The sequence below is a fragment of the Xanthomonas sp. A1809 genome (assembly GCF_017746015.1).
Lineage (GTDB): Bacteria > Pseudomonadota > Gammaproteobacteria > Xanthomonadales > Xanthomonadaceae > Xanthomonas > Xanthomonas euvesicatoria.
Genome location: NZ_JAGHWZ010000005.1, coordinates 617,403 through 639,889 on the forward strand (window position 1 = coordinate 617,403; position 22,487 = coordinate 639,889).

Sequence of the window (22,487 nt, forward strand, 5' to 3'; positions counted from 1 at the left end):
TGGTCGCAGCGCCCACGGCCGCTACGCAGGCGCAGACGACTCGGGGGCTGGGGCATCAGTCGTGAGGACGATTGCGTCAGCTGCAGCGCCTGCCTGTTCAAGCCGACCACAGCGCCAGCGTCACCAGCACGGCCGTTTCGGTCAGTTCCACCAATGCGCCGCAGGTATCGCCGGTCATGCCGCCAAGGCGCTGCAGGCAGGCGCGGCGCCAGAGTGCGAACACCAGTGCGGTGATACCAACGCACAACGCCGCGGTGGCCAGCCCGGCAACGATGCACACCGCGGTGCCGGCGCTCAGCGCCAGCCACAGGCCTGCACGCGGGGCGCCCGACAGCGCGCTGCCCAGCCCGCCGGCGCGCACATACGGCGTACTTAGGAACGCGGCAACCAGCGCGCTGCGCGCCAGTAGCGGCGCCAGCCATAGCGTGGTCGGCGCCTGCGCCAGCAGGCTGGCCAGTGCGGCGCATTTGAGCAGCAACACCAGCACCACTGCGGTGACTGCCATCGGGCCGCTGGCGGGGTCCTTCATGATCGCCAGCGTGCGCGCGCGCTCGCCCATGCCGCCGACCCACGCATCGGTCGTGTCGGCCAGGCCATCCAGATGCAACGCGCCGGTCAGCCATACCCAGGCGCTCAACAGCAGCGCTGCGCCCAGCAACGGCGCCACCTCGCGCAGGCACCAGGCCAACCCGCACACCACCCCACCGAGCAACACGCCCACCAGCGGGTACCAGCACAGCGAGCGCGCCTGCGCGCCTGCGCGCGTGAACACCCGGGCGGGCACCGGGATGCGGGTCAGGAACCCGATCGCCGCCAGCAACCCGTCGATCATTCGGTGTCGTGCGCCAGTGGCAATGCCGTGGATGAGACCGGCGATCTCAAGCCGCCAGCCGCGTCGGTCGGCGGCCAGGCCAGCGAATGCAGCGACGCATGCGGCACTGCCAGTTCGGTCATCCGGCCGAAGCCACTCCCGGCGACCAGGCACTGCAACGCGCGGATGGCGCCGCCGTGGGTGACCACCAGCACGCGCTGTGCCGGGTAGCTGGCGACGATGGCATCGAGCGCGGCCGACAGGCGCGCGCAGAAGTCGGTAAACGGTTCGGCCTGCGGTGGCGGATGGCGCAGCGGGTCGGCCCAGAAGCGGCCCAGCGCTTGCCCTTCGTCGCGATCGATGTCGGCCACGGGCACGCCCTGCCAGCGGCCGAAGTGATATTCGCGCAGGCGCCGGTCCAGCTGCAGCGGAATGGCACGCGCGTGGGCAAGCTCGGTGGCGAACAACGCGCAGCGCTGCAACGTGGACGCCACGACTGCGTCCCACGTGCCATCGGCAGTGGCCGCACGCAATTGCTGCCAGCCCAGTTCGGTGAGCGGGTCGTCGAGCTGGCCGCGATAGCTGCGTTGCCCGGTGTCGCCATGCCGCAACAAGGTGATTTGCGCGCTCATGCGTCCGACACCCCGGCTTCGGCAAACGTCGCCATGCCGTTATGCAAGGCGCAGGCGCTGCGCAGCAGCGGAATCGCCACCGCCGCGCCGCTGGCTTCGCCCAGACGCAGGTCCAGTTGCAGCAAGGGCTCGGCATCCATTGCGCGCAGCAGCGCTGCATGCCCACGCTCCTGCGAGCGATGCCCGAACAACAACCACTCGCGCACGCCGGGATTCAGGCGAGTGGCCACCAGTGCCGCCGCCGTGGTGATGAAGCCATCCACCAGCACCGGGATGCCGGCCTGCGCGGCGGCGATATAGGCGCCGACCAAGGCAGCGATTTCGAATCCGCCCAGCCGGCGCAGACGCTCCAGCGGGCTCGATGCATCGGCATGCAAGGCCAGCGCACGCGTGATCACGGTGGCCTTGTGCGCAATGCCTTCGGCATCCAGGCCGGTGCCTGCGCCGGCCATCGCCTGCGGAAACTGCGACAGCAAGGCGCAGCCCAGCGCCGCGGCGGCGGTGGTGTTGCCGATGCCCATCTCGCCGCCGACAAATAGCTGGGTATCGCAACTCTTGGCCTGCGCGATGCTGTCGGCGCCGGCGGCGAGCGCATCGCGCAATTGGGTGGCCGTCATCGCCGGCTGCTCGCAGATATTGGCGCTGCTAGGCGCAATCCAGGCACGCCGCACCCGCGGCAGGTCGCCGGGGTCGTTGACCACGCCCAGATTCACCACTTCCAGCCGCGCGCCCAACTCGCGCGCCAGTACCGCAATGGCGGCGCCACCGCGTGCGAAATTGCGCACCATCTCGCCGGTCACTGCCTGCGGAAAAGCCGAGACTCCTTCGGCCGCTACGCCATGGTCGGCGGCATACACCGCGATCCAGACCCGCTGCACTCCGGGCCGATCGGTGCGTTGCCAGGCGGCCAGCTGCACTGCCAGGTGTTCCAGCCGGCCCAATGCGCCGGGCGGCTTGGTCAGCTGTTCCTGCCGGGCAAGCGCGGCAGAGCGCATGCGCGCGTCCGGCACTGCGCAGGCACCAAAAATCCAATCGCTACTCACACGCGCTCTCCTTCAACACCATCGGCAATCCTGCCACCACCAACACCACACGCTCGCACTGTAGCGCCAATGCCTGATGCAGCCAGCCAGCCTCGTCCACAAACCGACGCGTGAGTTCGCCCAACGGCACGATGCCCTGCCCCACTTCGTTGCTGACCAGCAGGATCTGCCCCGGCAACTGCGGCAGCGTTGCCAGCAGCGCATCGCGCTCGCGCGCGAACATGCCTGCATCCGGGTGGCCGAGCAGATTGCTCAGCCACAGGGTCAGGCAATCCACCAGCACGCAGCGATCCGGCGCGGCATGCGCCTGCAACGTCGCCGCCAGCGCGATGGGCTCTTCCACGCACTGCCAATGCGCGGGGCGTTCGCTGCGGTGATGGGCAATGCGCCGATGCATTTCGTCATCGAAGGCTTGCGCTGTAGCCAGGTAAGTCACTGCGCGCCCGGACGCTGCCGCGATGCGCTCGGCCAGCGCGCTCTTGCCCGAACGGGCGCCGCCAAGAATCAGTTGCTGCATGCCGGTTCCCTGCTGATGAGGCGTGTCAGTGCCGCGGTATCCAGATGCGTGTGCACCGCATCGGCCAGACGCTCCAGGCTGGCTTCGCGCAGCGCGGCAAGATCCAGTGGCGCGGCCTGCGCCAGACCGGCCCACGCCAGCAATGCAGCCAGTGCCTGCGGGTGGTCGAACACCCCATGCACATAGGTGCCGAGCACCTGGCCGTCGTCGGAGATGGCGCCATCGGTACGCCCATCGTCCAGCTGCAGCAATGGCCGTGCCAGCGCGGCGCCGCTGCTGAGACCGCAGTGAATTTCATAGCCGCTGACACTGGCATCGCCCAGCAGCAGGCGCCCGTGCACGCGATGCAGTTGCTTGTGCGGCTGCAGCGTGGTTTGCAGCGACAGCCACCCAAGACCGGGGCTGCTGCCCGCTGCCCCCTCGATGCCATCCGGGTCGTGGAGATGGGTGCCCAGCATCTGCAGACCACCGCAGATGCCAAGCAGTTTTCCGCCGTAGCGCAGGTGACGGGCAATGGCGGTGTCCCACCCGTGCGTGCGCAGCCACTGCAGATCGTGCCGGGTGGATTTGCTGCCCGGCAGCAGGATCAGATCGCACGGCGGCGGCGTCTGCCCGGGACCGATCAAGCGCACATCCACCTGCGGATGCGCCAGCAACGCGTCGACATCGGTGTGATTGCTGATGCGCGGCAGCACTGGCACCACCACGCGCAATTGCGACTGTGGTTTCTGCGGCGCGTTGCGTGGCACCGCATCTTCGGCATCCAGCTGCAGGCCGTGCAGATACGGAAGGACGCCGAGCACCGGCTTGCCCGTTTCGCGCTCCAGCCACGCCAGGCCGGGCTGCAGCAGCGCCAGATCTCCGCGAAACCGGTTGATCACAACACCGGCAACGCGTGCGCGCTCGCTGGCCGAGAGCAACGCCAGCGTGCCGACCAGATGAGCGAACACGCCGCCGCGGTCGATGTCGGCCACCAGGATCACGGCGCAGTCCACCGCTTCGGCATAGCCCATGTTGGCGATGTCGTTGTCGCGTAGATTGATCTCGGCCGGGCTGCCGGCACCTTCCACCAGCACCACATCGAAGCGCTCGACCAGGCGCACGTGCGAGGCCAACACGGCGTTGAATGCGGTCGCCTTGTAGGCGTGATAGCCCACCGCATCCAGGGTGGCGACCGGATGCCCGTGCACGATGACCTGCGCACCGGCATCGCTGTTGGGCTTGAGCAACACCGGGTTGAAATCGGTCTGCGGCTCCAGCCCGCATGCCTGTGCCTGCAATGCCTGCGCGCGGCCGATTTCGCCACCGTCCACCGTCACTGCCGAATTCAACGCCATGTTCTGCGGCTTGAATGGCGCCACCGCAATGCCCTGCCGATGCAGCCACCGGCACAGCGCGGCCACCAGCGTGCTCTTGCCCGCATCGGAGGTGCAGCCCTGCACCATCAGTACGCGCGCGCTCATGCCAGCACCTGGCGCAGTGCCACGTCCAGGCGCGCCTCGCCCGCGGCGTCGGGTGGAAGACCCAGGCGCAGACTGTTCGGTGTGTCGAACAGCCGCGTCAAAATGCCGCGTTGCGCCAGCGCGACGTGCAAGGCAGCCGCGTCGTCGCGCCGGCACCACTGAAAGAACGCCGTGCCTGCGGTAGGTACGATCGCATGCGCATGCAACAGCTGCGCAAGCCGCTGCGATGCCGCGTGCAGGCGCGCACGTGCCTGAACCTGCCACGGCGTATCGGCCAATGCCTGCTGCACGGCCCATCGCGCCGGCCCGCTCAGCGTCCATGGTCCCAAGCGTTCGCGCACGGCATCCAGCAATGCGCGATCTGCGCAGACAAAGCCCGCACGTGCGCCTGCCATGCCGAAGAACTTGCCCACCGAGCGCAGCACCACCAGACCGGGCCGCTGGCTGAAAGCGCAGACGCTGTGTCGCGGGGTCGCATCCATGAAGGCCTCGTCGATCACCAGCCACCCGCCGCGTGCTGCAAGCCGCGCATGCAACTGCAGCAGCGTGTCGGGATCGAAGCACTCGGCGCATGGATTATTGGGATGAATCAGCACGGCCACATCCAGCGTCTCACCCGCGTGCAGCAATTGCGCGGCGCTCATCGGCACGACCTGATGCCCGGCACGCCGCCATGCCTGTGCATGCTCGGCGTAGCCAGGCGTAAGTACGCCGACGCGGCCGGGCGCGCGCAGCAGTGGCAAGGCCTGAATCGCCGCCTGCGAGCCGGCCACCGGCAGTACCTGCGGCGCGCCGTAATATGCCGCCGCGCACTCTGCCAGGCCATCGTCGTCTTCCGGCAAGCGCTGCCACGCATGTTCCGGAATGGCGGGCACCGGCCAGGCGAACGGGCTCACGCCGGTGGACAGGTCCAGCCAGTGCGCGAGCGGAATGTTGTAAGCCTGCGCAGCGCGGCGCAGGCGCCCGCCATGTTCAAGCATTGCGCACTCCCGGTAATGGAGCGGCGCTACCTGCGCCGGCGTGAACGGTGCGCCGGTGCGTGTTGGTGCAACGCCAGGCCATCCGCGTGCCGATCATCGCATCGCCAGCGCGGTTGCCAGCGCGCCCAGCAGCAGCCAGAACGCGACCCCGGCGCGCACCAGCCGCAATGCGCGTTGCACGCTGTTTGCGCTTGCTGCCGCGCCCTCGCCCAGCGCGGGGCGCGGCTGCCAATGGCCGTGGTACGGCGCAGGCCCGCCCAATCGGACATGCAGCGCGCCTGCGCCCGCCGCCATCACGGGGCCGGCATTGGGGCTCTTCCAGCCGCGTCCCTGCCGCCACGCGCAGCGCATGCCCGCACGGGTGCGACCCAGCACGGCGTAGGTCGCTGCGGTGAGCCGCGCCGGCAGCCAGTTCAACGCATCGTCGATGCGCGCCGCGGCCCAGCCGAAGTTGACGTAGCGCGGCGTGCGATAGCCCCACATGGCATCCAGCGTATTGGACAGCCGGTACAACACCGCGCCCGGTGCGCCCAGCGCGACGCCCCAGAACAGCGCGGCGAACACGGCGTCGCTGCCGTTTTCCAAGACCGACTCGGTCGCTGCGGCAGCGACTTGGGTAGCGTCCAGCGCAGCCGTATCGCGGCTGACGATACGACCCACTGCAGCGCGGGCGGCAGGCAGATCAGTGACCTGCAGCGCATCGATCACCGCTTGCGCGTGTTCGCCCAGGCTACGCAGGCCCAGCGCCAGATACAGCGTGATCGCGGCAAACGCGGCCGCCGCCCAGGGCGACACGCACCACAGCCCCCATTGCACCACTGCAGCGATACAGGTCAACGGCAACACGCTCACGCACCACGCCAGGACGCCCGCGCTGCGTCGGTTGGAGTGCAGGCGCGCTTCGATACGTTGCGCCCAGGTGCCAAACAACACCAGCGGATGTCCGCGCCGCGGCTCGCCGAGCAGCAAATCCAGCAGCACGGCAACGGTGGCAGTCACCAGCAGCATGGCGTGCAGTCCCGGCGCATGCCAGCCAACATGCCGAGCCATGCAAGGCATTGCGCGCGCACGCCCACGGCTACAGCTCGATGCCGAGTTGCGCCTTGATGCCGGCATTGAAGGCGTGCTTGACCAGGCGCATCTCGGTCACGGTGTCGGCGACCTCGATCAACCCGGCCGGCGCGCCGCGCCCGGTAATCACCACATGCTGGCCGGGCGGCCGCGCGGCCACGGCGGCAAGCACCTCATCCAGCGCGATGTAGTCCTTCACCAGGGCGATGTTGAGTTCGTCCAGCAGCAAGAAGTCGTAGCGCGCATCGGCCAGCATGCCGCGCGCACGCTGCCAGGCCGCCTGCGCGGCGGCGATGTCGCGTGCGCGGTCCTGGGTTTCCCAGGTGAAGCCTTCGCCCATGACGTGGTAATCGAGCAGATCCGGAAAGCGACGGAAAAACGCCTCTTCGCCGGTCGAAAACGTGCCCTTGATGAATTGCACCACGCCGCAATGCAGGCCATGCCCAAGCGAGCGCGCCAGCATGCCGAAGCCGGACGAGCTCTTGCCCTTGCCATTGCCGGTATTGACCAGCAGCACACCGCGGTCGATCACTGCACGTGCGATGCGCCGGTCGATCAATTCCTTCTTGCGCTGCGCACGTTCGCGGTAATGCGCCTCATCGTGCTCGGGGGTGGTCATGCGCGTGCTCCCATGGGTGGACGTGCACCAGCGGCGCGGTGTGCAGCCAACAGGGCGAAAGCCAGGCCGATATAGCCGGCCAGTGTTGCAAGTGCGTGTGGATAGTCCGCCGGCACGCGCGCAATGAACCCGCTGAGCGTGGCATGCGGGTAGCGACCAGACAGGAAATAGAAACCGGCCTTGGAGAGCACATAGGCGGCGCTGCCGCTGATCAGCAAGGCCAACAGCGGCCCGGTGACGCGACGCCAGGCCTGGCGCTGCAGTTGCGATGCAAACAGCAGCCCGCCCCACCACAACGCGGCGTACGCCAATGCCAACGCCCAGTACGCCGGCGACAGGCACCAGTCGCTGCTGCTGCCCGAGGCCAGGCCGATCAGATCCAGCAGCGATACGATCCCGAACAGCAGCGGCAACATCCACAGCGGGCGTAGCAGCGCACCGGCCAGAAAAAATACCGCCCATGAGGCCGTGGGCAAGGCATCCACATTTGCAAAATGCTCGCCGCGCGCGCAGACCATCAAGCCGGCAAGTGCGATGCCGCACGCTCTGGCCGCTGTGCCGTGCAACGGCAACGGCAACGGTGTCGCTGCAGCGCGCCGCGCCACCATCACGACACATCCGATGGCGTGGACAACGGCGCTGCGGCGTGCAGATGACGCCAGCGCAGCACGCACCATGCGGCTGCCAGCACCACCGCCAGATACAGCGCTGTCGTGCGCACGAACAACGGCCCCCACTGCCAGGCGCGCTGCAGGTACTGCGCCCAGTGCGGGTCGGCATAGCGCCCGCCCCACCAGTAGAACGCGCCATTGGAGATCAAGAACGACAGCACGGCGGCCAAGGTGCCCAGACCCCAGGCGATGCTCAGCGACGCAGCGCCTGGCCGCCCACGTGCGAGAGATGCGCGCCCGGCGTACCAGAGCACGCCATAGGCCACCGGCAAGGCCGCGTAGGCCGCCGTGATGCAGAAGTCGCTGACGCCGGCCAGGCGCACTGCAGCCCAATCGATCGCCACCGACAACCCCAGCAAGGCAACGAAGTCGCCGTGCCGCCGCAATGCCAGGCCACCGAGAAAGAACACCGCCATGGAGGCATCCGGCAGGTGCAGCCAGTCACTGACATGATGGAAGCGGGTCGCGGTCATCAGCAGCATCGAAGCGATGAACACCAGGCGTTCGCAAGAGCGGGATAAAGGTGGCATCGATGGTTTCCTTCAGATTTTCGATCGCCACCCGGATGGCGCAACAGACATCTGGCAAATGATCGCCCCCTGCAAACCGTAGCGATCCTTGCACCCAGCGGCAAGCGCCGACCGCGCAGCCGGTGTCGGCGGCGCGCTTGGACGGGCTAACACAATGTCGCGCGCACTCGCCAGGCGCATGCAGACAGCATGAGCAGACGCAGTATCCGCCTGGTCCATGCGGATCCGGGCACCGCCCGCAACCATGCGGTGGCTGCGCGGTCGTGTCGTCGGCTGCTCTCAGTGCGCCGGTTGGTAGCGGAAGGTCAGCTGATAATTGCGGCCTGGCTGGGCATACCAGCGTGCGGTTTCGTAGTGGCGGTCGAACACATTGTTGGCGGCAAATTGCACCTTCCAGTCCGCATTCACTGCATAACTCACGCGCAGATCCAGCAAGCCGTAGCCGGCCAACCGATCGGTATTGGCCAGATCGTCGTAGCGAGCACCCGAACCGAACAGGCTCGCGCCAATGCCGAATGCACCGATGCTGCGGTCGGCATCGATACGCCCGCTCTGGCGTGCACGCCGCGGCAACCAATTGCCATGATTGACTTCACCATCGGCCTGCGGCGCAAGCCAGGTCAACGCGCTGCGCACGGTCCAGCCGGCCAGCGCGGTGTCGTAGCCGGCTTCCACGCCGCGGATGCGCGCCCGATCGATATTATTCGGCTGCCCGAACGGGTGCGTGGCATCCACCAACGACGCGTCGTAGGCGATGAGATCGTCGATACGGGTCTGGAACGCGCTGAGCGTCCAGGTGCCCCAATCGTAGCGACCGCGCAGACCGAGCTCGGCACTCTTGGAGGTTTCCGGCCCGAGCAGCGGGTTTCCGTAATCGGGGTAGTACAACTCGTTGAAGGTGGGTGCCTTGAACGCAGTGCCGTAGCTGGCCGTCAGGCGCAGATGCTCGGCAAAATCCCAACCCCACAGCAGGCTGCCGGTAGTCTTGCCGCCGAACTGGCTGTTGTCGTTGCGGCGCAGGCTGGCTTGCAGCGATTGACTGCCAAAAGTCTGCTGCCACTGCACAAATGCGGCGCGGTCGATGCGGCTGTCGGCATTGTAATTGTCGCTGCTGGCGATGGCGTCCCGCTGCCAATCGAAGCCGACCGTGAGCAGACCGGGGCCGGTGTCGAGATCGGCCTGCAACGCACCCTGCTTGCGGCGGGTGTCGTAGGTCGACAGGTAGGCGCCTTGGTAATACGCATCGCTCAGATCGGCGCTGCTGCCCACGCTGGCAGTGAGCGTGAGCGCCTCGCTCGGCGCATAGCGCACGCGGCCGCCGATGGCCTGCTGCACGCCCTTGCCGAGATTACCGCCGAAGGCCGAGCCGTCGTATTCGTTGCGACTCTGCGTGCGCAGGGCATGCGCATCGGCATCCCACTGACGGTTGAAGCGCCAGCCGCCCTGCGCGCTCAACGAATCGTTGCGATAGCCGTCGCGATCGGGATCGTAGGCACTGGAGCCGGTGTCCAGATAGGCGTTGATGCCGTCGGTTTCGTCGTGCACCGCGTTCACCGCATACCAACCACCGGCTTCGCTCGGATCGCCGGGGCTGCGCCCCGCAATGCCCGCGCCGTAGCGGCGCGCGTTGTCGCTGCCGGTCGCCACGCTGAGTGTGGGCACGAAACGGCCTTGCGGACGACGGGTGAAGATCTGGATCACCCCGCCCAGCGCTTCGGAGCCGTACAGGCTGGAAAACGGCCCGCGCACGATCTCGACGCGTTCGATCTGCTCGATCGGCAGATCCTGCAACGCCGCACCGCCGGCGGTGGCCGAACCGATGCGTACCCCGTCGATCAATACCACCAGATGGTCCGACTCCGTGCCGCGCAGGAACAGCGAGGTCGCCTTGCCGGGACCACCGTTGTTGGCCAGCGATACGCCCGCTTCGCCGCGCAGCAGATCCTGCAGCGAGTTGACCTGGCGGCGCTCGATCTGCGCGCGGTCGATCACGGTGACCGGCGCCAGCGTCTGGTCCTGGGTCTGTGCGGTACGCGAGGCGGTCACCACCACCTCGTCGAAATCGATGGCAGCCTCGGCCTGCGCCAGGTTGGTCGCGCATAGCGACAGCGCCGCGGCCAGCACGGTGCGACGCGGCAAAACGGAAGAAACGGACATCGACTGCTGCTCCTGGAACCGCGCCTACCCGCGCGGAGGCAATGGGGTCGACAGGCAGCAACGGGCCAGGCGTCCGGCGCGCGAGCACCGGATGCACAGGGCCACGCCCACCGCGTGCCGGGTCAATCCCTTCAGGCCGGTCTCCGGGCTTGCGAGCGGAAGCGGTCGCTCCCCGGATCTGCGCCTTCCCATGCGATGCACAGTGGCGTGTCGTGCAGACCCTTGTCTCGCCCACCGTTGCGGGGGCAGCTCCGGAATTGCGTCCCGCCAAGGCGATGCGCGCACCGAATTCCCGTTTAAACCACCGGTCAGCCGGCAGTCACCTCAGGGGCACGCATGGTAACAGGATTGGCGGCGCCGCTCCGGGGGTGGCGGCCGACCAGGCGCAGCGCGTCGCCAAGCGCCTAACGAGGGAATTGCCAATTCCTTCTCCCGCCGGGAGAAGGTGGCGCGCGGCGCCGGATGAGGCTATGGAGCAAAGCCTCATGCGATGCATGGAAGCAGCATGCTGGTTGCACGCATGTCCGCCACCGAGCTTCATCTCTCACATACGAGTGGGCTTCGCCTACGTACCCTCACCCCAACCCCTCTCCCAAAGGGAGAGGGGCCTGTTCCCTTCTCCCTTCGGGAGAAGGTGGCGCGCAGCGCCGGATGAGGGTGCGAGCGCAGCCTTGTGTGCATCTCACGCCCCCTGCAGCGCCTGCTCCAGATCCGCCAGCAGATCATCGATATGCTCGATGCCGATCGACAAGCGCACGGTGTCCTCGCTCACACCGGCATGTTCCAGTTCGGCCGGGCCGAGCTGGCGGTGCGTGGTGGAGGCCGGATGCGTCGCCAGCGACTTGGCATCGCCGATATTCACCAGCCGTGTGAACAGCTGCAGCGCATCCAGGAAGCGGGCACCGGCCGCGCGCCCGCCGGGCAAGCCGAAGGTCAGCACGCCCGAGCCATGGCCGCCCAGATACTTCTGCGCCAATGCATGCTCGGGATGATCCGGCAACGCGGCGTAATTGACCCAGGCAACGCGCGCATGCTGCTGCAGATAACGGGCGACCGCCAGCGCGTTGGCATTGATGCGTTCCATGCGCAGCGCCAGCGTTTCGATGCCTTGAAGGATCAGGAACGCATTGAACGGCGACAACGCCGCACCGGTATTGCGCAGCGGAACCACCCGCGCACGGCCGATGTAGGCGGCCTCGCCCAGCGCGTCGGTATACACCACCCCGTGGTAGCTCACATCCGGCTCGTTGAGGCGCGGGAAGCGCGCCTTGTGCGCGGCCCACGGAAAGCGCCCGCTATCCACGATCGCGCCGCCGATGCTGTTGCCATGCCCGCCCAAATACTTGGTCAGCGAATGCACCACGATGTCGGCACCGAAGTCGATCGGCCGCAGCAGCGACGGCGTGGCCACGGTGTTGTCCACGATCAGCGGCACGCCGTGCGCATGCGCCACGGCGGCCACCGCTTCGATGTCGGTGATGTTGCCGCGCGGGTTGCCGATCGATTCGACGAACACGGCCTTGGTGCGTTCGTCGATCAGCCCGGCAAAGGCCTGCGGATCGCGATAGTCGGCAAAGCGCGTAGCGATGCCGAACTGCGGTAGCGTATGCGCGAACAGATTGTAGGTGCCGCCGTACAGCGCGCTGGACGACACGATGTTGTCGCCGGCCTCGGCGATGGTCTGGATCGCATAGGTCACCGCCGCCTGCCCGGATGCCAGCGCCAGCGCCCCGATGCCGCCTTCCAGCGCCGCCACGCGCTGCTCCAGCACGTCGTTGGTGGGGTTCATGATGCGGCTGTAGATGTTGCCCTGCACCTTCAGATCGAACAGATCCGCACCATGCTGGGTATCGTCGAAGGCATAGGCCACGGTCTGGTAGATCGGCACCGCCACCGCGCGGGTGGTGGGATCGGGACGATAGCCCCCATGCACGGCGATGGTTTCTGGCTTCCACTGCGGATCGGTCATGGCAAGGCTCGCTCTGGATAGAGGGCCCGACGATACGCGGCTGCCGCATCGCCTCTTATGACGGCGCGCCATGACGACATCGCCAACGATCACGTCCGGCATGGCGGACCCACTCGCATACAGTGGCCCTGGCGATACTGCCCCCACTCAATGCGCCGATCAATGCGCAGGCTGTCGGTAAGCGTCCTGCAACATCTTTTTGTACTGATCCATGGGCGGTAACCCCATACGACGGCGGCGTTCGTCCAGCCCCGCTTCGTCTTCGGTAGGCTGCAATGACATGCCGCCATCCGCATCGTTCTTGAATTGGGTGCCGTAGCGCTGCGGCTTGCCTTGCGCAAGCAAGACGCGATCGGTGAGCAACGCAACATCGTCAGGCGCCACCTCCTGCGTGGCCAGCGCCGCTTCCATCAACGCCAGAACCTGCGCCTGAAACGCTGGATCGGCGTCGGCATGCTGTACCAGGATCCATGCCGCCTTGGCGCCATCTTCCCCCACCAGGCGCCGGCCCGGCCAACCCTGGGTCGCGACGACTTGCTTGAGCCATGCGGTGTTGTCGGCATCCACCGGCGCAATGGATGCCCAGTCGGCGGGCTTGCCCCCAGCGGCGATCGCCGCATTGCGCACATGCTGATCCTTCTCTACGCGCGCGATCAGCTCCTGGCGCAATTGTGGATTCAGTGTTGCCTGCTGCTGCGCATTGACGCGCTCGGCTTTCGCCAGCAGCGCAGGCCACCCATCCATCTTTCGCAGCCGATTCAGGCCCGGCAGGTCCTTGCTGCGCAGATCATCGATGGAGATCCGCCCGCGCGGAATCTGGACATCGAGATACCGCAGGGCCTGGTCTGTCTTTCCCGCCGCGGCCAGGCATTCTGCACGCAGAAGTTCACCGTTTTCTGGAAGTTCGCTGGACGCGCGCTGCAGTGCGTCCATCACCTCGGCACAACGCGCATAGTCCTTGGCGTCATAGGCCTTGAGCGCGGCAAAGATATCCGGCGCGTCGCCTGCGTAGAGGCTACCGGCCATTCCCATGGCAACACCGATGTAGATCGGAACATACACAAGGCGCATCTGAAATTCCTTGCCAGATGAATCACGCGTTGGGGGGCGAAACGCGGCAGCGTGGACGCACTACAGACCCACGGCATGACAAGGATGGGTCACCCCGCATCCTGCGGGACGACCCATCCTACGATCACCCCTTGCCAAACTCCAGATGCCCACCTTGCGCACGCACGCGCACGGTCTCGCCGCTGGCGTACTGGCCCGACAGGATCTGCTGCGCCAGCGGGTTTTCCACCTGCGACTGGATTGCGCGCTTCAGCGGTCGCGCACCGTAGACCGGGTCGAAGCCGACATTGCCCAACAGCTCCAGCGCCGCATCGTCCAGGTCCAGCTTCAGGCCGCGCTCGGCCAGACGCTTTTCCAGGCCCTGCAGCTGGATGCGCGCAATCGACTTGATCTGTGCCTTGTCCAGCGGGTGGAACACCACGATGTCGTCCAGCCGGTTGATGAACTCCGGACGGAAGTGCGCCTGCACCACGCCCATCACCGCCGCCTTCATCTGCGTGTACGCCTCGGCACTATCGTCGCCGGACAGCTCCTGGATCTGGTGCGAACCCAGGTTGGAGGTCATCACGATGACGGTATTGCGGAAGTCCACGGTGCGGCCCTGGCCATCGGTGAGACGGCCATCGTCGAGCACCTGCAGCAGGATGTTGAACACATCTGCGTGCGCCTTTTCCACTTCGTCCAGCAGGATCAGCGAATACGGACGACGACGCACGGCCTCGGTGAGATAACCGCCCTCTTCATAGCCCACATAGCCCGGAGGCGCACCGATCAGCCGCGCCACCGAGTGCTTCTCCATGAACTCGCTCATGTCGATGCGGATCATCGCTTCGGTGCTGTCGAACAGGAAATCCGCCAGCGCCTTGCACAGCTCGGTCTTGCCCACGCCGGTGGGACCCAGGAACAGAAACGAACCGCTGGGACGATTGGGATCGGACAGGCCGGCACGCGAGCGGCGCACCGCGTCGGATACCACCTTGATCGCTTCGTTCTGCCCAACCACGCGATCATGCAGTTCGTCTTCCATCCGCAGCAGTTTGTCGCGCTCGCCCTCCAGCATCTTGTTGACCGGAATACCGGTCCAGCGCGACACCACTTCGGCGATTTCCTCGGCGGTCACGCGGTCCTGCACCAGCTTGAAATCGTGGTGTTCCACCTCGTTGGCCAGCAGCATCTGCTTTTCCAGTTGCGGCAGCACGCCGTACTGGATCTCGCTCATCTTGGCGTAGTCCTGGCGGCGCTGTGCGGCCTCCAGTTCCAGCTTTGCGTGCTCGATCTGCTCCTTGATCTTGGTGGTGCCCTGCAGCGCGGCCTTTTCCGACTTCCACACTTCATTGAGGTCGGAAAACTCGCGTTCGAGCTTGTCGATATCGCTTTCCAGATCGGCCAGGCGCTGCCGCGAGGCCTCGTCCTTTTCCTTCTTGAGCATCTCGCGCTGGATCTTGAGCTGGATCAGGCGGCGCTCCAGGCGGTCGAGTTCTTCGGGCTTGGAGTCGATCTCCATGCGGATACGCGAGGCCGCTTCGTCCATTAGGTCGATGGCCTTGTCCGGCAGCTGGCGGTCGGTGATGTAGCGGTTGGACAGCGTGGCCGCGGCCACGATGGCCGGGTCGGTGATCTCCACGCCGTGATGCACCGCGTAGCGCTCCTTCAGGCCGCGCAGGATCGCGATGGTGTCTTCCACAGTCGGCTCGCCCACGAACACTTTCTGGAAACGGCGCTCCAGTGCGGCGTCTTTTTCGATGTACTTGCGGTATTCGTCCAGCGTGGTGGCGCCGATGCAATGCAGCTCGCCGCGTGCCAGCGCTGGCTTGAGCATGTTGCCGGCATCCATCGCGCCATCGGCCTTGCCGGCACCGACCATGGTGTGCAGCTCGTCGATGAACAAGATGATCTGGCCCTCGTTCTTCGACAGGTCGCTGAGCACCGCCTTCAGGCGCTCTTCGAATTCGCCGCGGAATTTGGCGCCGGCGATCAACGCGCCCATGTCCAGCGACAGCACGCGCTTGCCGCGCAGGCCTTCGGGCACTTCGCCGTTGATGATGCGCTGGGCCAGGCCTTCGACAATGGCGGTCTTGCCCACGCCGGGTTCGCCGATCAGCACCGGGTTGTTCTTGGTGCGCCGTTGCAGCACCTGGATGGTGCGGCGGATTTCCTCGTCGCGGCCGATCACCGGATCGAGCTTGCCGCTCTCGGCGCGTGCGGTCAGGTCGATGGTGTATTTCTCCAGCGCCTGGCGCTGTTCTTCGGCGTTTTCAGACTGCACGGTTTCTCCGCCACGCAGCTTGTCGATGGCCGCTTCGATCTTCTTCTTGTCGCCACCGGCCGCGCGCAACGCCACGCCCAGCGGGCTGGCATCGTCGGCAGCGGCCAGCACGAACCACTCGCTGGCGATGAACGCGTCGCCATGTTGCTGGGCGAGCTTGTCGGTCTGGTTGAGCAGGCGATTGAGATCGTTGCCGATCGACAGATTGCCTTCCTGCCCGGACACCTTGGGCAGCGTGTCCAGCGCCTCGCCCAGGCGCTCGCGCAGCAGCGGCACGTTGACGCCGGCCTGCGACAGCAGCGGGCGCGTGCTGCCGCCGCTCTGGTCGAGCAGCGCGGCCAGCACGTGCACCGGCTCGATGATGTTGTGGTCGCGGCCCACAGCCAGCGACTGCGCGTCGGCCAGCGCCTGCTGGAACCGCGAGGTGAGCTTGTCCATCCGCATGGGAGATCCTCTGAACAGGTGGCCGGCACCGCCGGCGATACCGTGCAAATGCGGTTGGCGAGCGAGGTTTCAAGGTTTGCCGGTGCTGGAGATGCAAGCGGCCAGGCCGGCGCTGTCCAGGCGGGCTTGGCGAAGCGGTACGTGCAGATGGCTACGCAGGGGTGACGCACCCGCCAGCGACGCCGCGTGTCGCCCTGGGCGGTGGGTGAAACGGCGCGCAGGGGCCGGCATGGTCGCGGGAGCTGAGCCCCACACGCGCGGGGCTGGGATGCGTTGCAACGGCGAGACTTCCTGTGCCGTCGTCTCGCGGGGTGCCGCATGGCGCATCTGCGCCTTCGGGGCAGCTGGCTCCGGCACCTGTGTCGCGCCAAGCAGACGCGACAGCACCTGTGCCTGGATCGTCGCCAGCGCCGGCAGCCCGGGCGCACGCGGATGCGGCACGGGCCCGCCACACCCAGGCCGCCCTTGCCGTGATCGAGCACCACGATGCGATCGGCCAGCGCGCTCGCCTCGGCCACGTCGTGGGTGACCAACACCAACGCAAACCCGTGCTGCCGCCACAACCGCACGATTTGCTGCTGCATCACGATTAGCTGCTGCATCACGATACGGCTCGATGCATCCAGCGCCCCCAGCGGTTCGTCCAGCAGCAACAGCCGCGGCCGATGCACCAATGCACGTGCCAGCGCCACCGGCCGACGTTGGCCGCCGGACAGCGCGGACGGCCACGCGTTGCCGCGCATGCCCAGGCTCACCGCGTCCAGCGCCTGCGCCTGCGCACGACCGGCCCGGCGCCGCACGACTGGCGTGCAGGCAACAAGACCGGCTCGACCGAGCGATGCGATACGGCATGCTGTTTGCCGGCGCCCCAAGCGTCCAGTAACCAATGCTTAGGCGGTTAATCAGTCCCGGTGCGTTGGCGGTAGCGAATGCAACAAGCTCTGTCATGCATGCACGCTGCGCAATCGCGCATGAGTGGCGATAATGCGCCGATGGATGCTCCCAAGCCCTGGCACCTCTACCTGCTGCTATGTCGCAACGGCAGCTATTACGCCGGCATTACCAACGATCTGGAGCGGCGCTTCCAGGCCCATCTGCGTGGCACTGGTGCGCGTTACACGCGTGCCAATCCGCCCGTGCAGCTGCTCGCCAGCCACCGGTACCCCGACCGCGCCAGCGCTTCGCGCGCGGAGTGCGCGCTCAAGCGCCAGCCACGTGCGCGCAAGCTCGCCTGGCTGCAGGCACAACCGAACGGTGCGGAGTCACAACCTGCTGACGCATCGATCACGCGTGTCTAGCCATCGTTTTTCTACCCTGCAGCGCCCGACATGCGGAGCGGCGCATGCATTATCAGCTGTATTACTGGACCGGTCTGCAAGGCCGCGGCGAATTCGTGCGACTGGCACTGGAAGACGCCGGCGCGGCCTACACCGATGTCGCACGTATCCAGGGCGACGAGGTCATGACGGCGTTTTTGCAAGGCGAGCAGGTGGGCGCGCAGCCGTTCGCACCACCATTTCTCAAAGCCGGCGACGTGGTGGTGGCGCAGGTCGCGGCGATCCTGCACTTCATCGGGCCACAGCTGCAATTGGTGCCCGATTCGGAACCACAGCGGCTACAGGCGCTGCAATTGCAGCTGACCATCGCCGATCTGGTGGCCGAGGTGCACGATACGCACCACCCGATCGCAACCGGCCTGTATTACGAAGACCAACAAGCCGAAGCGGCCAAGCGTGCGCAGGACCTGCGTGAAAACCGCTTGCCCAAATTCCTGGGCTATTTCGAGCAGGTCCTGCAACAGGCTGGCGGCACGCACGTGCTCGGCACGCATTCGTACTTGGATCTATCGTTGTTCCAGTTGGTGAGTGGCCTGGAGTACATGTTCCCCAAACGCATGGCGAGGTTGGCAAAAAACTTGCCAGGACTGAAGGCGCTGCAGCGGCACGTGGCCCAACGGCCGCGCGTTGCGGCCTATCTGGCGTCCGAACGACGTGTGGCCTTCAATACGAACGGCATCTTCCGCCATTACCCGGAGCTGGATGCGGCATAGGCAGCGGCAGCGAGGGCGCTGCGGCCGGTCGCAACAGGCTGGCGCCGCATAAGGGTGCGGCGCGGCCCGCGGTGCTCATTGCTGCGAGCGATCACGCAACAACGCCACCTGATCCTGAGCGACGCGTGCAGCGTTACGTCGTGTACGTACGCACCCACCCAGGTGCGAAGGCCGCAGGTCGCCTGACATGCGGCGTTCGCTCTCCGGTAGTGGGAAGCCAGCGGCCTCAGCGCCCCTGCAGCAAGGCCGTGCGAATCCGCTGCAGTTGCGCCTTGACTGCAGCCGCTTGCGTCGGCCCCAGGCGCAGCAGTGCCTTCTGCCCCACCGACAGCGATTCCAGCGATGGGTCGACGAAGCGGTAGCGGCCACGGTCGTCGCGTTGCACGCCGATCGGCTGCGTCGGCTCAGGCGTGCGCAGCAAGTGGTCGATCACATCGATGACGCGGTCGTTGAAGTAACGATCCGGCGCGCCCAGATCCGCGTACGCCTGCTGAAACAGCGGATAGAAGCGCACATAGCCGCGCGCCATGGCCTGCGCATCCACGCTGGTGAATGCGGCCACGTAAGGTGCATAGCGGGCCGCATTGGCCTGATCGAGCACCGGATGATCGCCTGCGCCGGCCACCTGCAACTCGCCAGGCACCGGCTGCAGCACCAAGGCACGGCGGCTGATGCTGGGTTGGGTGAGGTTGTCGATCATCACCACCACGCGTTCGATCAGGTGCTTGCGCAATACGATCGACAACGCGTCATCGTCCTGCACCAACGCCAGCAGCGCTTGCCACGCGGCATCGTCGCTTTGCGCCAACGCAGGAATCGCAGCATCGGCAGCGTCGGCCGATGCTGCCGGCACCGGATGACGCGGCTCGCCACTGGCCGGCGTCGGCTGTGGGCTGACCGCAGCGGCCACAGCACTGGCGGTACGGCTGATGGGTGCAGGCAAGGTGCCCTGCGGATCGGGCGGGCCGCTGAACAGCCACCACGCGGCGCCAGCGATCAAGGGGACCGCCAACAACCACGGCCAGCGCGAGGATTTGCTTTGCATCGTGGAACTCCTGACATCGACAACATCCAGTGTGTGACCGTGGGATGCTGCGGTGGTTCCATCGATTTACGGTGTCGCTCGTTGAGCCGCTTGACGCTGGACGCGGCGCACTACGCCCGCGACCACGGGAAACGCAGCGCCCGGCTCGCCGGCTGTCTTACTGTCGCGGGACTCTTGGCGGCATGAATGCCGCCAAGGAGCCACAGGGACGTACTTGCAGCGTGTCCTGCGATGGTGGGCGGGCAAGGGCCGTGTAGCGGACCGGCAGAAGCTTCGCTGCGCGATCCACGCCGCTTAGCCGACGAAATCCAATCGCGCGTTCACCCAAGCCGCGACAATTGCAGCGGCAACCTGTTCGGCCTGCCTGGCCGGCATGTGCTTTTCGCTTACCAGCCAGGCGGCCGTTTCTGCGCGCACCTTCGGCAACAGCGCGCGCGCAGCGTTGCGCTCGGCTGCCGGCCAGTCGCTGTCGTCGCCGGACCACGCAGCAATCGCCTGCTCCGGATCGTTGCCGTAGCGCTTGCGCAACTCCGGCTGCAGATACAGTGCCGGCGACACGGCAGCCCGGAGCGCGATGATCTGCCACTCGGCGTAGCTGGCATAGCGAATGGTGCCTGCGTCCTTGCTCAAGGCTTCGATCAGTCCTGCGAATCCGTCATCCAGCTGTTTCCAGCTCGGTCGCGCGAACAGCCCACCGGGCGGCTCGCAGATCGGCGCGAAACTGTCGCGTGTCGAGCCATAGAGCGGGCCGAACGCCTCATAAGCCGGCTCGCCCACTGCAGCGAAGATGAAGCAATGCACATACGGCCGCTCGGAACGATCTTCGCGCTCGATCCACATGCGCAACAAGGTCAGCACACGCTGTTGCTGTTGCATGGCGGGCGCGCCTTCCACATCGTCGAGCAAGGATGCTGCGAAATCGTCGGTCTTGCGCAACGCCTTGCGTGCGCTTTCAAAACGCGCGCTCGCCAACGCCGCATCCACGCCAGCGGCAGGCACGAAGTCATGCAGATACGCCAGCCATGCCGATGCCAGCGGCGCGTCGTAGCCCTGCAACTGGCGCGCAGCGTCCGCTGGCGTTTTCGGGATGCTGGCGATGATGCGGTCCAGCGTTTGCTGCTGGGCGTCGAGTGTCTTGCCCAGCGCATCGACCCTGGTCTTCAGACTGCGTTGCAGGCAGGCATCCACCTTGGCGTCCTGCGCGCAGGCATTGCGCTGGCGCAACCAGGCGCGTTGCTGATCGCGCACTGCGGTGAGCGAGGCGCGCGGTGTGGTGTCTAGCACGCCGCGGTAGGCCTCATCCAGCTGATCGTCCAGCTGGCCGAGCGCCGGCACCGCGCACAGCCGCTTTTCCACCGGCGTGCCCGCCTGCTTGCAGTCGAACGACGCCGACCATGCGGCGCCAGCGCTCAGCACCAAAGCGCCAGCCACAATGCTCTGCACGACACGCATCCGATAAGTCACTGCAACGCCTCCTTGCGCGCCGGCAGCAGCGACAGCAGCAGCAGCGTCGCCGCCAGCGCCACATAGGCACCGACGAACTGCCAGCTGATCACCCGCGCCAGGCCTTGCAGCGACCACGGCAGGTAGATGCCGCCGCGCGGGTCCACCGAGTGGATCAGGCCGAACAGGGTCAGCCCGGCAGCTACCAGCAGGAACGCCGCGCCGCGTCGCAAGCGGCCGTCGATCATCGCCGCCACCGTGGCGATCCATAGCATCGCGGTGATGATGAAGCCATTGCCCAGCGCGAAGATCACTGCCAGCTCCGGCAACCCGTGGCCATCGACCTTGGTGGTCAGCGCGACCAGCTGATCCGGTGCAATCCAGCCCGGCGCCTTGATCGTCAGCAGGTACGCGACCGACGGCAGAAAGCCCAGCACCATCGCACCGGCATGCTGCCTGGGCGTGGCCTGGAATGCCTGGGTGGTGATGTCGATGGAGACATACACGATGATTGGCGCCAGCACGGCCAGCGGCAGCCACTGCACCAAGCCGCTGATCACGCCAAGCATGCCGCCGATCCCGATGAACACCCCGGTCAGCAGCGTGTAACCGGAGCGCGCGCCCATGTGCTTGTACGCGGGCTGGCCGATGTAGGGCGTGGTCTGCGCAACGCCGCCGCAGACGCCGGCCACCAGCGTGGCCAAGGCTTCCACCAGCAGGATGTCGCGGGTGCGGTAATCGTCGCCGGCCGCGCGCGCGCTCTCGCTGACGTTGATGCCGCCCACCACCATCAACAAGCCGAACGGCAACAGCAACGGCAGGTACGCCACCGTGGCCGGCAGGCCGTCGATAAAGCCCAGCGTCGGCAGCGGCAGCACGATCTGCGGCGGATTCCACGCCGGCAAGGCGAAGCCGGGGGCACCCAATCCCGCCAGGCCAAGCCCGTAATACAACGCGGTGCCGATCACGAACGCCACCAGCACGCCGGGCAATTTGGTCGGCAGGCGGCCCTTGGCGAGCAGCACATACAGCAGCAGGCCCAAGGTAACGAAGCCGGCCACCGGCGAACGGAGCGTTTCCAGCAATGGCAGCAAGCCCATCAGCACCAGCGCGATACCGGCGATGGAACCGAGCAGGGCCGCCCGCGGCAGCGCGCGCGTCACCGCTTCGCCTGCGAAGGACAGCACCAGCTTGAGCAGGCCCATCACCACCAACGCGGCCATGCCCAGTTTCCAGGTGGCGATCGCGGCGGCCTGCGGATCCAGCCCTTGCGCTTTGAAGCCGGCAAATGCCGGGCCGAGCACCAGCAGCGCCATGCCGATGCTGGTGGGCGCATCCAGGCCCAGCGGCATGGCAGTGACGTCGTCGCGCCCGGTGCGTGCGGCCAGCCGCCGCGCCATCAGGGTGTACAGCAGGTTGCCCACCAGCACGCCGAACGCGGTGCCGGGGAACATGCGCTGGAACACGACGTCGGCCGGGAACTGGAAGATGCCGACCAGGGCCATCGCGATGAAGCCAAGGATAGACAGGTTGTCGACCACCAGGCCGAAGAAACCATTGAGATCGCCAGCGACGAACCAGCGCGGCGCAGCCGCAGGACGCGAAGAGGGAGCCGACATGAGAACCAGAGAAGCGTGGGGGTCGGCCGATGGTAGCCGCTGCATTGCGGGGACGACAGCGGCGCGGTGGATTAGAGCGTGTCGTG

At 66.7% G+C, this 22,487-nt stretch carries 19 protein-coding genes, 1 pseudogene and 1 riboswitch; of the genes and pseudogenes, 2 read left to right on the plus strand and 18 right to left on the minus strand.

The features are described from left to right. Window positions 1-97: 97 nt before the first annotated feature. The 15 genes and pseudogenes from J7396_RS08965 to J7396_RS22785 all read right to left on the minus strand — a co-directional run. Window positions 98-832, minus strand: coding sequence for an adenosylcobinamide-GDP ribazoletransferase (locus tag J7396_RS08965; RefSeq protein WP_008571060.1), 735 nt, complete (start codon window positions 830-832; stop codon window positions 98-100). Beyond that, window positions 829-1,443, minus strand: a complete 615-nt coding sequence (locus J7396_RS08970; protein ID WP_008571059.1) for a histidine phosphatase family protein — start codon at window positions 1,441-1,443, stop codon at window positions 829-831. The genes J7396_RS08965 and J7396_RS08970 overlap by 4 nt, the downstream gene beginning before the upstream one ends. Beyond that, entirely contained in the window at window positions 1,440-2,486 is a 1,047-nt protein-coding gene (gene cobT / locus J7396_RS08975; RefSeq protein WP_014090830.1) for a nicotinate-nucleotide--dimethylbenzimidazole phosphoribosyltransferase, read from the minus strand. The genes J7396_RS08970 and cobT overlap by 4 nt, the downstream gene beginning before the upstream one ends. Continuing rightward, entirely contained in the window at window positions 2,479-3,003 is a 525-nt protein-coding gene (gene cobU, locus J7396_RS08980) for a bifunctional adenosylcobinamide kinase/adenosylcobinamide-phosphate guanylyltransferase (protein WP_008571057.1), read from the minus strand. Before cobU ends, cobT begins: the two co-directional genes overlap by 8 nt. After that, window positions 2,991-4,466, minus strand: a complete 1,476-nt coding sequence (locus J7396_RS08985; protein ID WP_209261320.1) for a cobyric acid synthase — start codon at window positions 4,464-4,466, stop codon at window positions 2,991-2,993. Before J7396_RS08985 ends, cobU begins: the two co-directional genes overlap by 13 nt. Then, window positions 4,463-5,446, minus strand: a complete 984-nt coding sequence (cobD, locus tag J7396_RS08990) for a threonine-phosphate decarboxylase CobD (protein WP_031423821.1) — start codon at window positions 5,444-5,446, stop codon at window positions 4,463-4,465. Before cobD ends, J7396_RS08985 begins: the two co-directional genes overlap by 4 nt. Before the next feature lie 93 nt (window positions 5,447-5,539). Beyond that, window positions 5,540-6,454 (minus strand): adenosylcobinamide-phosphate synthase CbiB, encoded by a 915-nt coding sequence (cbiB, locus tag J7396_RS08995; protein WP_071117913.1) that lies wholly within the window; start codon window positions 6,452-6,454, stop codon window positions 5,540-5,542. Between the two features lie 70 nt (window positions 6,455-6,524). Continuing rightward, window positions 6,525-7,136, minus strand: coding sequence for a cob(I)yrinic acid a,c-diamide adenosyltransferase (gene cobO, locus J7396_RS09000; protein ID WP_014090833.1), 612 nt, complete (start codon window positions 7,134-7,136; stop codon window positions 6,525-6,527). Then, window positions 7,133-7,744: a hypothetical protein gene (locus J7396_RS09005; RefSeq protein ID WP_008571050.1), complete on the minus strand. Its 612-nt coding sequence runs from the start codon at window positions 7,742-7,744 to the stop codon at window positions 7,133-7,135. Before J7396_RS09005 ends, cobO begins: the two co-directional genes overlap by 4 nt. After that, on the minus strand, window positions 7,744-8,337 hold the full coding sequence (locus J7396_RS09010; protein WP_029820041.1) for a hypothetical protein: 594 nt from the start codon (window positions 8,335-8,337) through the stop codon (window positions 7,744-7,746). Before J7396_RS09010 ends, J7396_RS09005 begins: the two co-directional genes overlap by 1 nt. Window positions 8,338-8,616: 279 nt before the next feature. After that, the gene (gene btuB / locus J7396_RS09015; RefSeq protein ID WP_209261321.1) at window positions 8,617-10,494 is read right to left on the minus strand and encodes a TonB-dependent vitamin B12 receptor; all 1,878 of its coding nucleotides are present in this window, start codon (window positions 10,492-10,494) and stop codon (window positions 8,617-8,619) included. A 116-nt stretch (window positions 10,495-10,610) separates the two neighbouring features. Further along, a riboswitch (cobalamin riboswitch) is annotated at window positions 10,611-10,836 on the minus strand. A 340-nt stretch (window positions 10,837-11,176) separates the two neighbouring features. Further along, window positions 11,177-12,463 carry an aminotransferase class I/II-fold pyridoxal phosphate-dependent enzyme gene (locus J7396_RS09020; protein WP_071118751.1) on the minus strand — a complete coding sequence of 429 codons (1,287 nt, stop codon included), beginning with the start codon at window positions 12,461-12,463 and terminating at the stop codon, window positions 11,177-11,179. A gap of 159 nt (window positions 12,464-12,622) precedes the next feature. Then, window positions 12,623-13,534 carry a DUF6624 domain-containing protein gene (locus J7396_RS09025; RefSeq protein ID WP_071118752.1) on the minus strand — a complete coding sequence of 304 codons (912 nt, stop codon included), beginning with the start codon at window positions 13,532-13,534 and terminating at the stop codon, window positions 12,623-12,625. Window positions 13,535-13,658: 124 nt separating this feature from the next. Then, complete coding sequence (gene clpB / locus J7396_RS09030) at window positions 13,659-16,244, minus strand: ATP-dependent chaperone ClpB (RefSeq protein WP_209261322.1); 2,586 nt, start codon at window positions 16,242-16,244, stop codon at window positions 13,659-13,661. A 345-nt stretch (window positions 16,245-16,589) separates the two neighbouring features. Continuing rightward, window positions 16,590-17,035, minus strand: a pseudogene (locus tag J7396_RS22785) (ATP-binding cassette domain-containing protein); the annotation flags it as partial. Between the two features lie 180 nt (window positions 17,036-17,215). On the opposite strand from J7396_RS22785, the gene J7396_RS09040 reads away from it, so the two are divergent. Further along, on the plus strand, window positions 17,216-17,542 hold the full coding sequence (locus J7396_RS09040) for a GIY-YIG nuclease family protein (protein WP_039416464.1): 327 nt from the start codon (window positions 17,216-17,218) through the stop codon (window positions 17,540-17,542). A gap of 44 nt (window positions 17,543-17,586) precedes the next feature. Further along, on the plus strand, window positions 17,587-18,294 hold the full coding sequence (locus J7396_RS09045) for a glutathione S-transferase (RefSeq protein ID WP_127171630.1): 708 nt from the start codon (window positions 17,587-17,589) through the stop codon (window positions 18,292-18,294). A 226-nt stretch (window positions 18,295-18,520) separates the two neighbouring features. On the opposite strand, the gene J7396_RS09050 is transcribed toward J7396_RS09045, so the two are convergent. From J7396_RS09050 to J7396_RS09060, 3 genes are all read right to left on the minus strand, one after another. Further along, window positions 18,521-19,339, minus strand: a complete 819-nt coding sequence (locus tag J7396_RS09050) for a DUF3014 domain-containing protein (RefSeq protein ID WP_209261323.1) — start codon at window positions 19,337-19,339, stop codon at window positions 18,521-18,523. Window positions 19,340-19,633: 294 nt separating this feature from the next. Beyond that, complete coding sequence (locus tag J7396_RS09055; RefSeq protein WP_209261416.1) at window positions 19,634-20,791, minus strand: lysozyme inhibitor LprI family protein; 1,158 nt, start codon at window positions 20,789-20,791, stop codon at window positions 19,634-19,636. Between the two features lie 8 nt (window positions 20,792-20,799). Further along, window positions 20,800-22,401, minus strand: a complete 1,602-nt coding sequence (locus tag J7396_RS09060; protein WP_136732868.1) for a hypothetical protein — start codon at window positions 22,399-22,401, stop codon at window positions 20,800-20,802. Between the last annotated feature and the right edge of the window lie 86 nt (window positions 22,402-22,487).

Coding starts and splice junctions, on each gene's coding strand:
- J7396_RS08965 (WP_008571060.1), bottom strand. CDS start 832: ATGATCGACGGGTTGCTGGCGGCGATCGGGTTCCTGACCCGCATCCCG.
- J7396_RS09020 (WP_071118751.1), bottom strand. CDS start 12,463: ATGACCGATCCGCAGTGGAAGCCAGAAACCATCGCCGTGCATGGGGGC.
- cobU (WP_008571057.1), bottom strand. CDS start 3,003: ATGCAGCAACTGATTCTTGGCGGCGCCCGTTCGGGCAAGAGCGCGCTG.
- J7396_RS09040 (WP_039416464.1), top strand. CDS start 17,216: ATGAGTGGCGATAATGCGCCGATGGATGCTCCCAAGCCCTGGCACCTC.
- J7396_RS09050 (WP_209261323.1), bottom strand. CDS start 19,339: ATGCAAAGCAAATCCTCGCGCTGGCCGTGGTTGTTGGCGGTCCCCTTG.
- cbiB (WP_071117913.1), bottom strand. CDS start 6,454: ATGCTGCTGGTGACTGCCACCGTTGCCGTGCTGCTGGATTTGCTGCTC.
- cobD (WP_031423821.1), bottom strand. CDS start 5,446: ATGCTTGAACATGGCGGGCGCCTGCGCCGCGCTGCGCAGGCTTACAAC.
- J7396_RS08970 (WP_008571059.1), bottom strand. CDS start 1,443: ATGAGCGCGCAAATCACCTTGTTGCGGCATGGCGACACCGGGCAACGC.
- J7396_RS08985 (WP_209261320.1), bottom strand. CDS start 4,466: ATGAGCGCGCGCGTACTGATGGTGCAGGGCTGCACCTCCGATGCGGGC.
- J7396_RS09010 (WP_029820041.1), bottom strand. CDS start 8,337: ATGCCACCTTTATCCCGCTCTTGCGAACGCCTGGTGTTCATCGCTTCG.
- clpB (WP_209261322.1), bottom strand. CDS start 16,244: ATGCGGATGGACAAGCTCACCTCGCGGTTCCAGCAGGCGCTGGCCGAC.
- cobO (WP_014090833.1), bottom strand. CDS start 7,136: ATGACCACCCCCGAGCACGATGAGGCGCATTACCGCGAACGTGCGCAG.
- btuB (WP_209261321.1), bottom strand. CDS start 10,494: ATGTCCGTTTCTTCCGTTTTGCCGCGTCGCACCGTGCTGGCCGCGGCG.
- J7396_RS09005 (WP_008571050.1), bottom strand. CDS start 7,744: ATGGTGGCGCGGCGCGCTGCAGCGACACCGTTGCCGTTGCCGTTGCAC.
- J7396_RS09055 (WP_209261416.1), bottom strand. CDS start 20,791: ATGCGTGTCGTGCAGAGCATTGTGGCTGGCGCTTTGGTGCTGAGCGCT.
- J7396_RS09060 (WP_136732868.1), bottom strand. CDS start 22,401: ATGTCGGCTCCCTCTTCGCGTCCTGCGGCTGCGCCGCGCTGGTTCGTC.
- J7396_RS09025 (WP_071118752.1), bottom strand. CDS start 13,534: ATGCGCCTTGTGTATGTTCCGATCTACATCGGTGTTGCCATGGGAATG.
- J7396_RS09045 (WP_127171630.1), top strand. CDS start 17,587: ATGCATTATCAGCTGTATTACTGGACCGGTCTGCAAGGCCGCGGCGAA.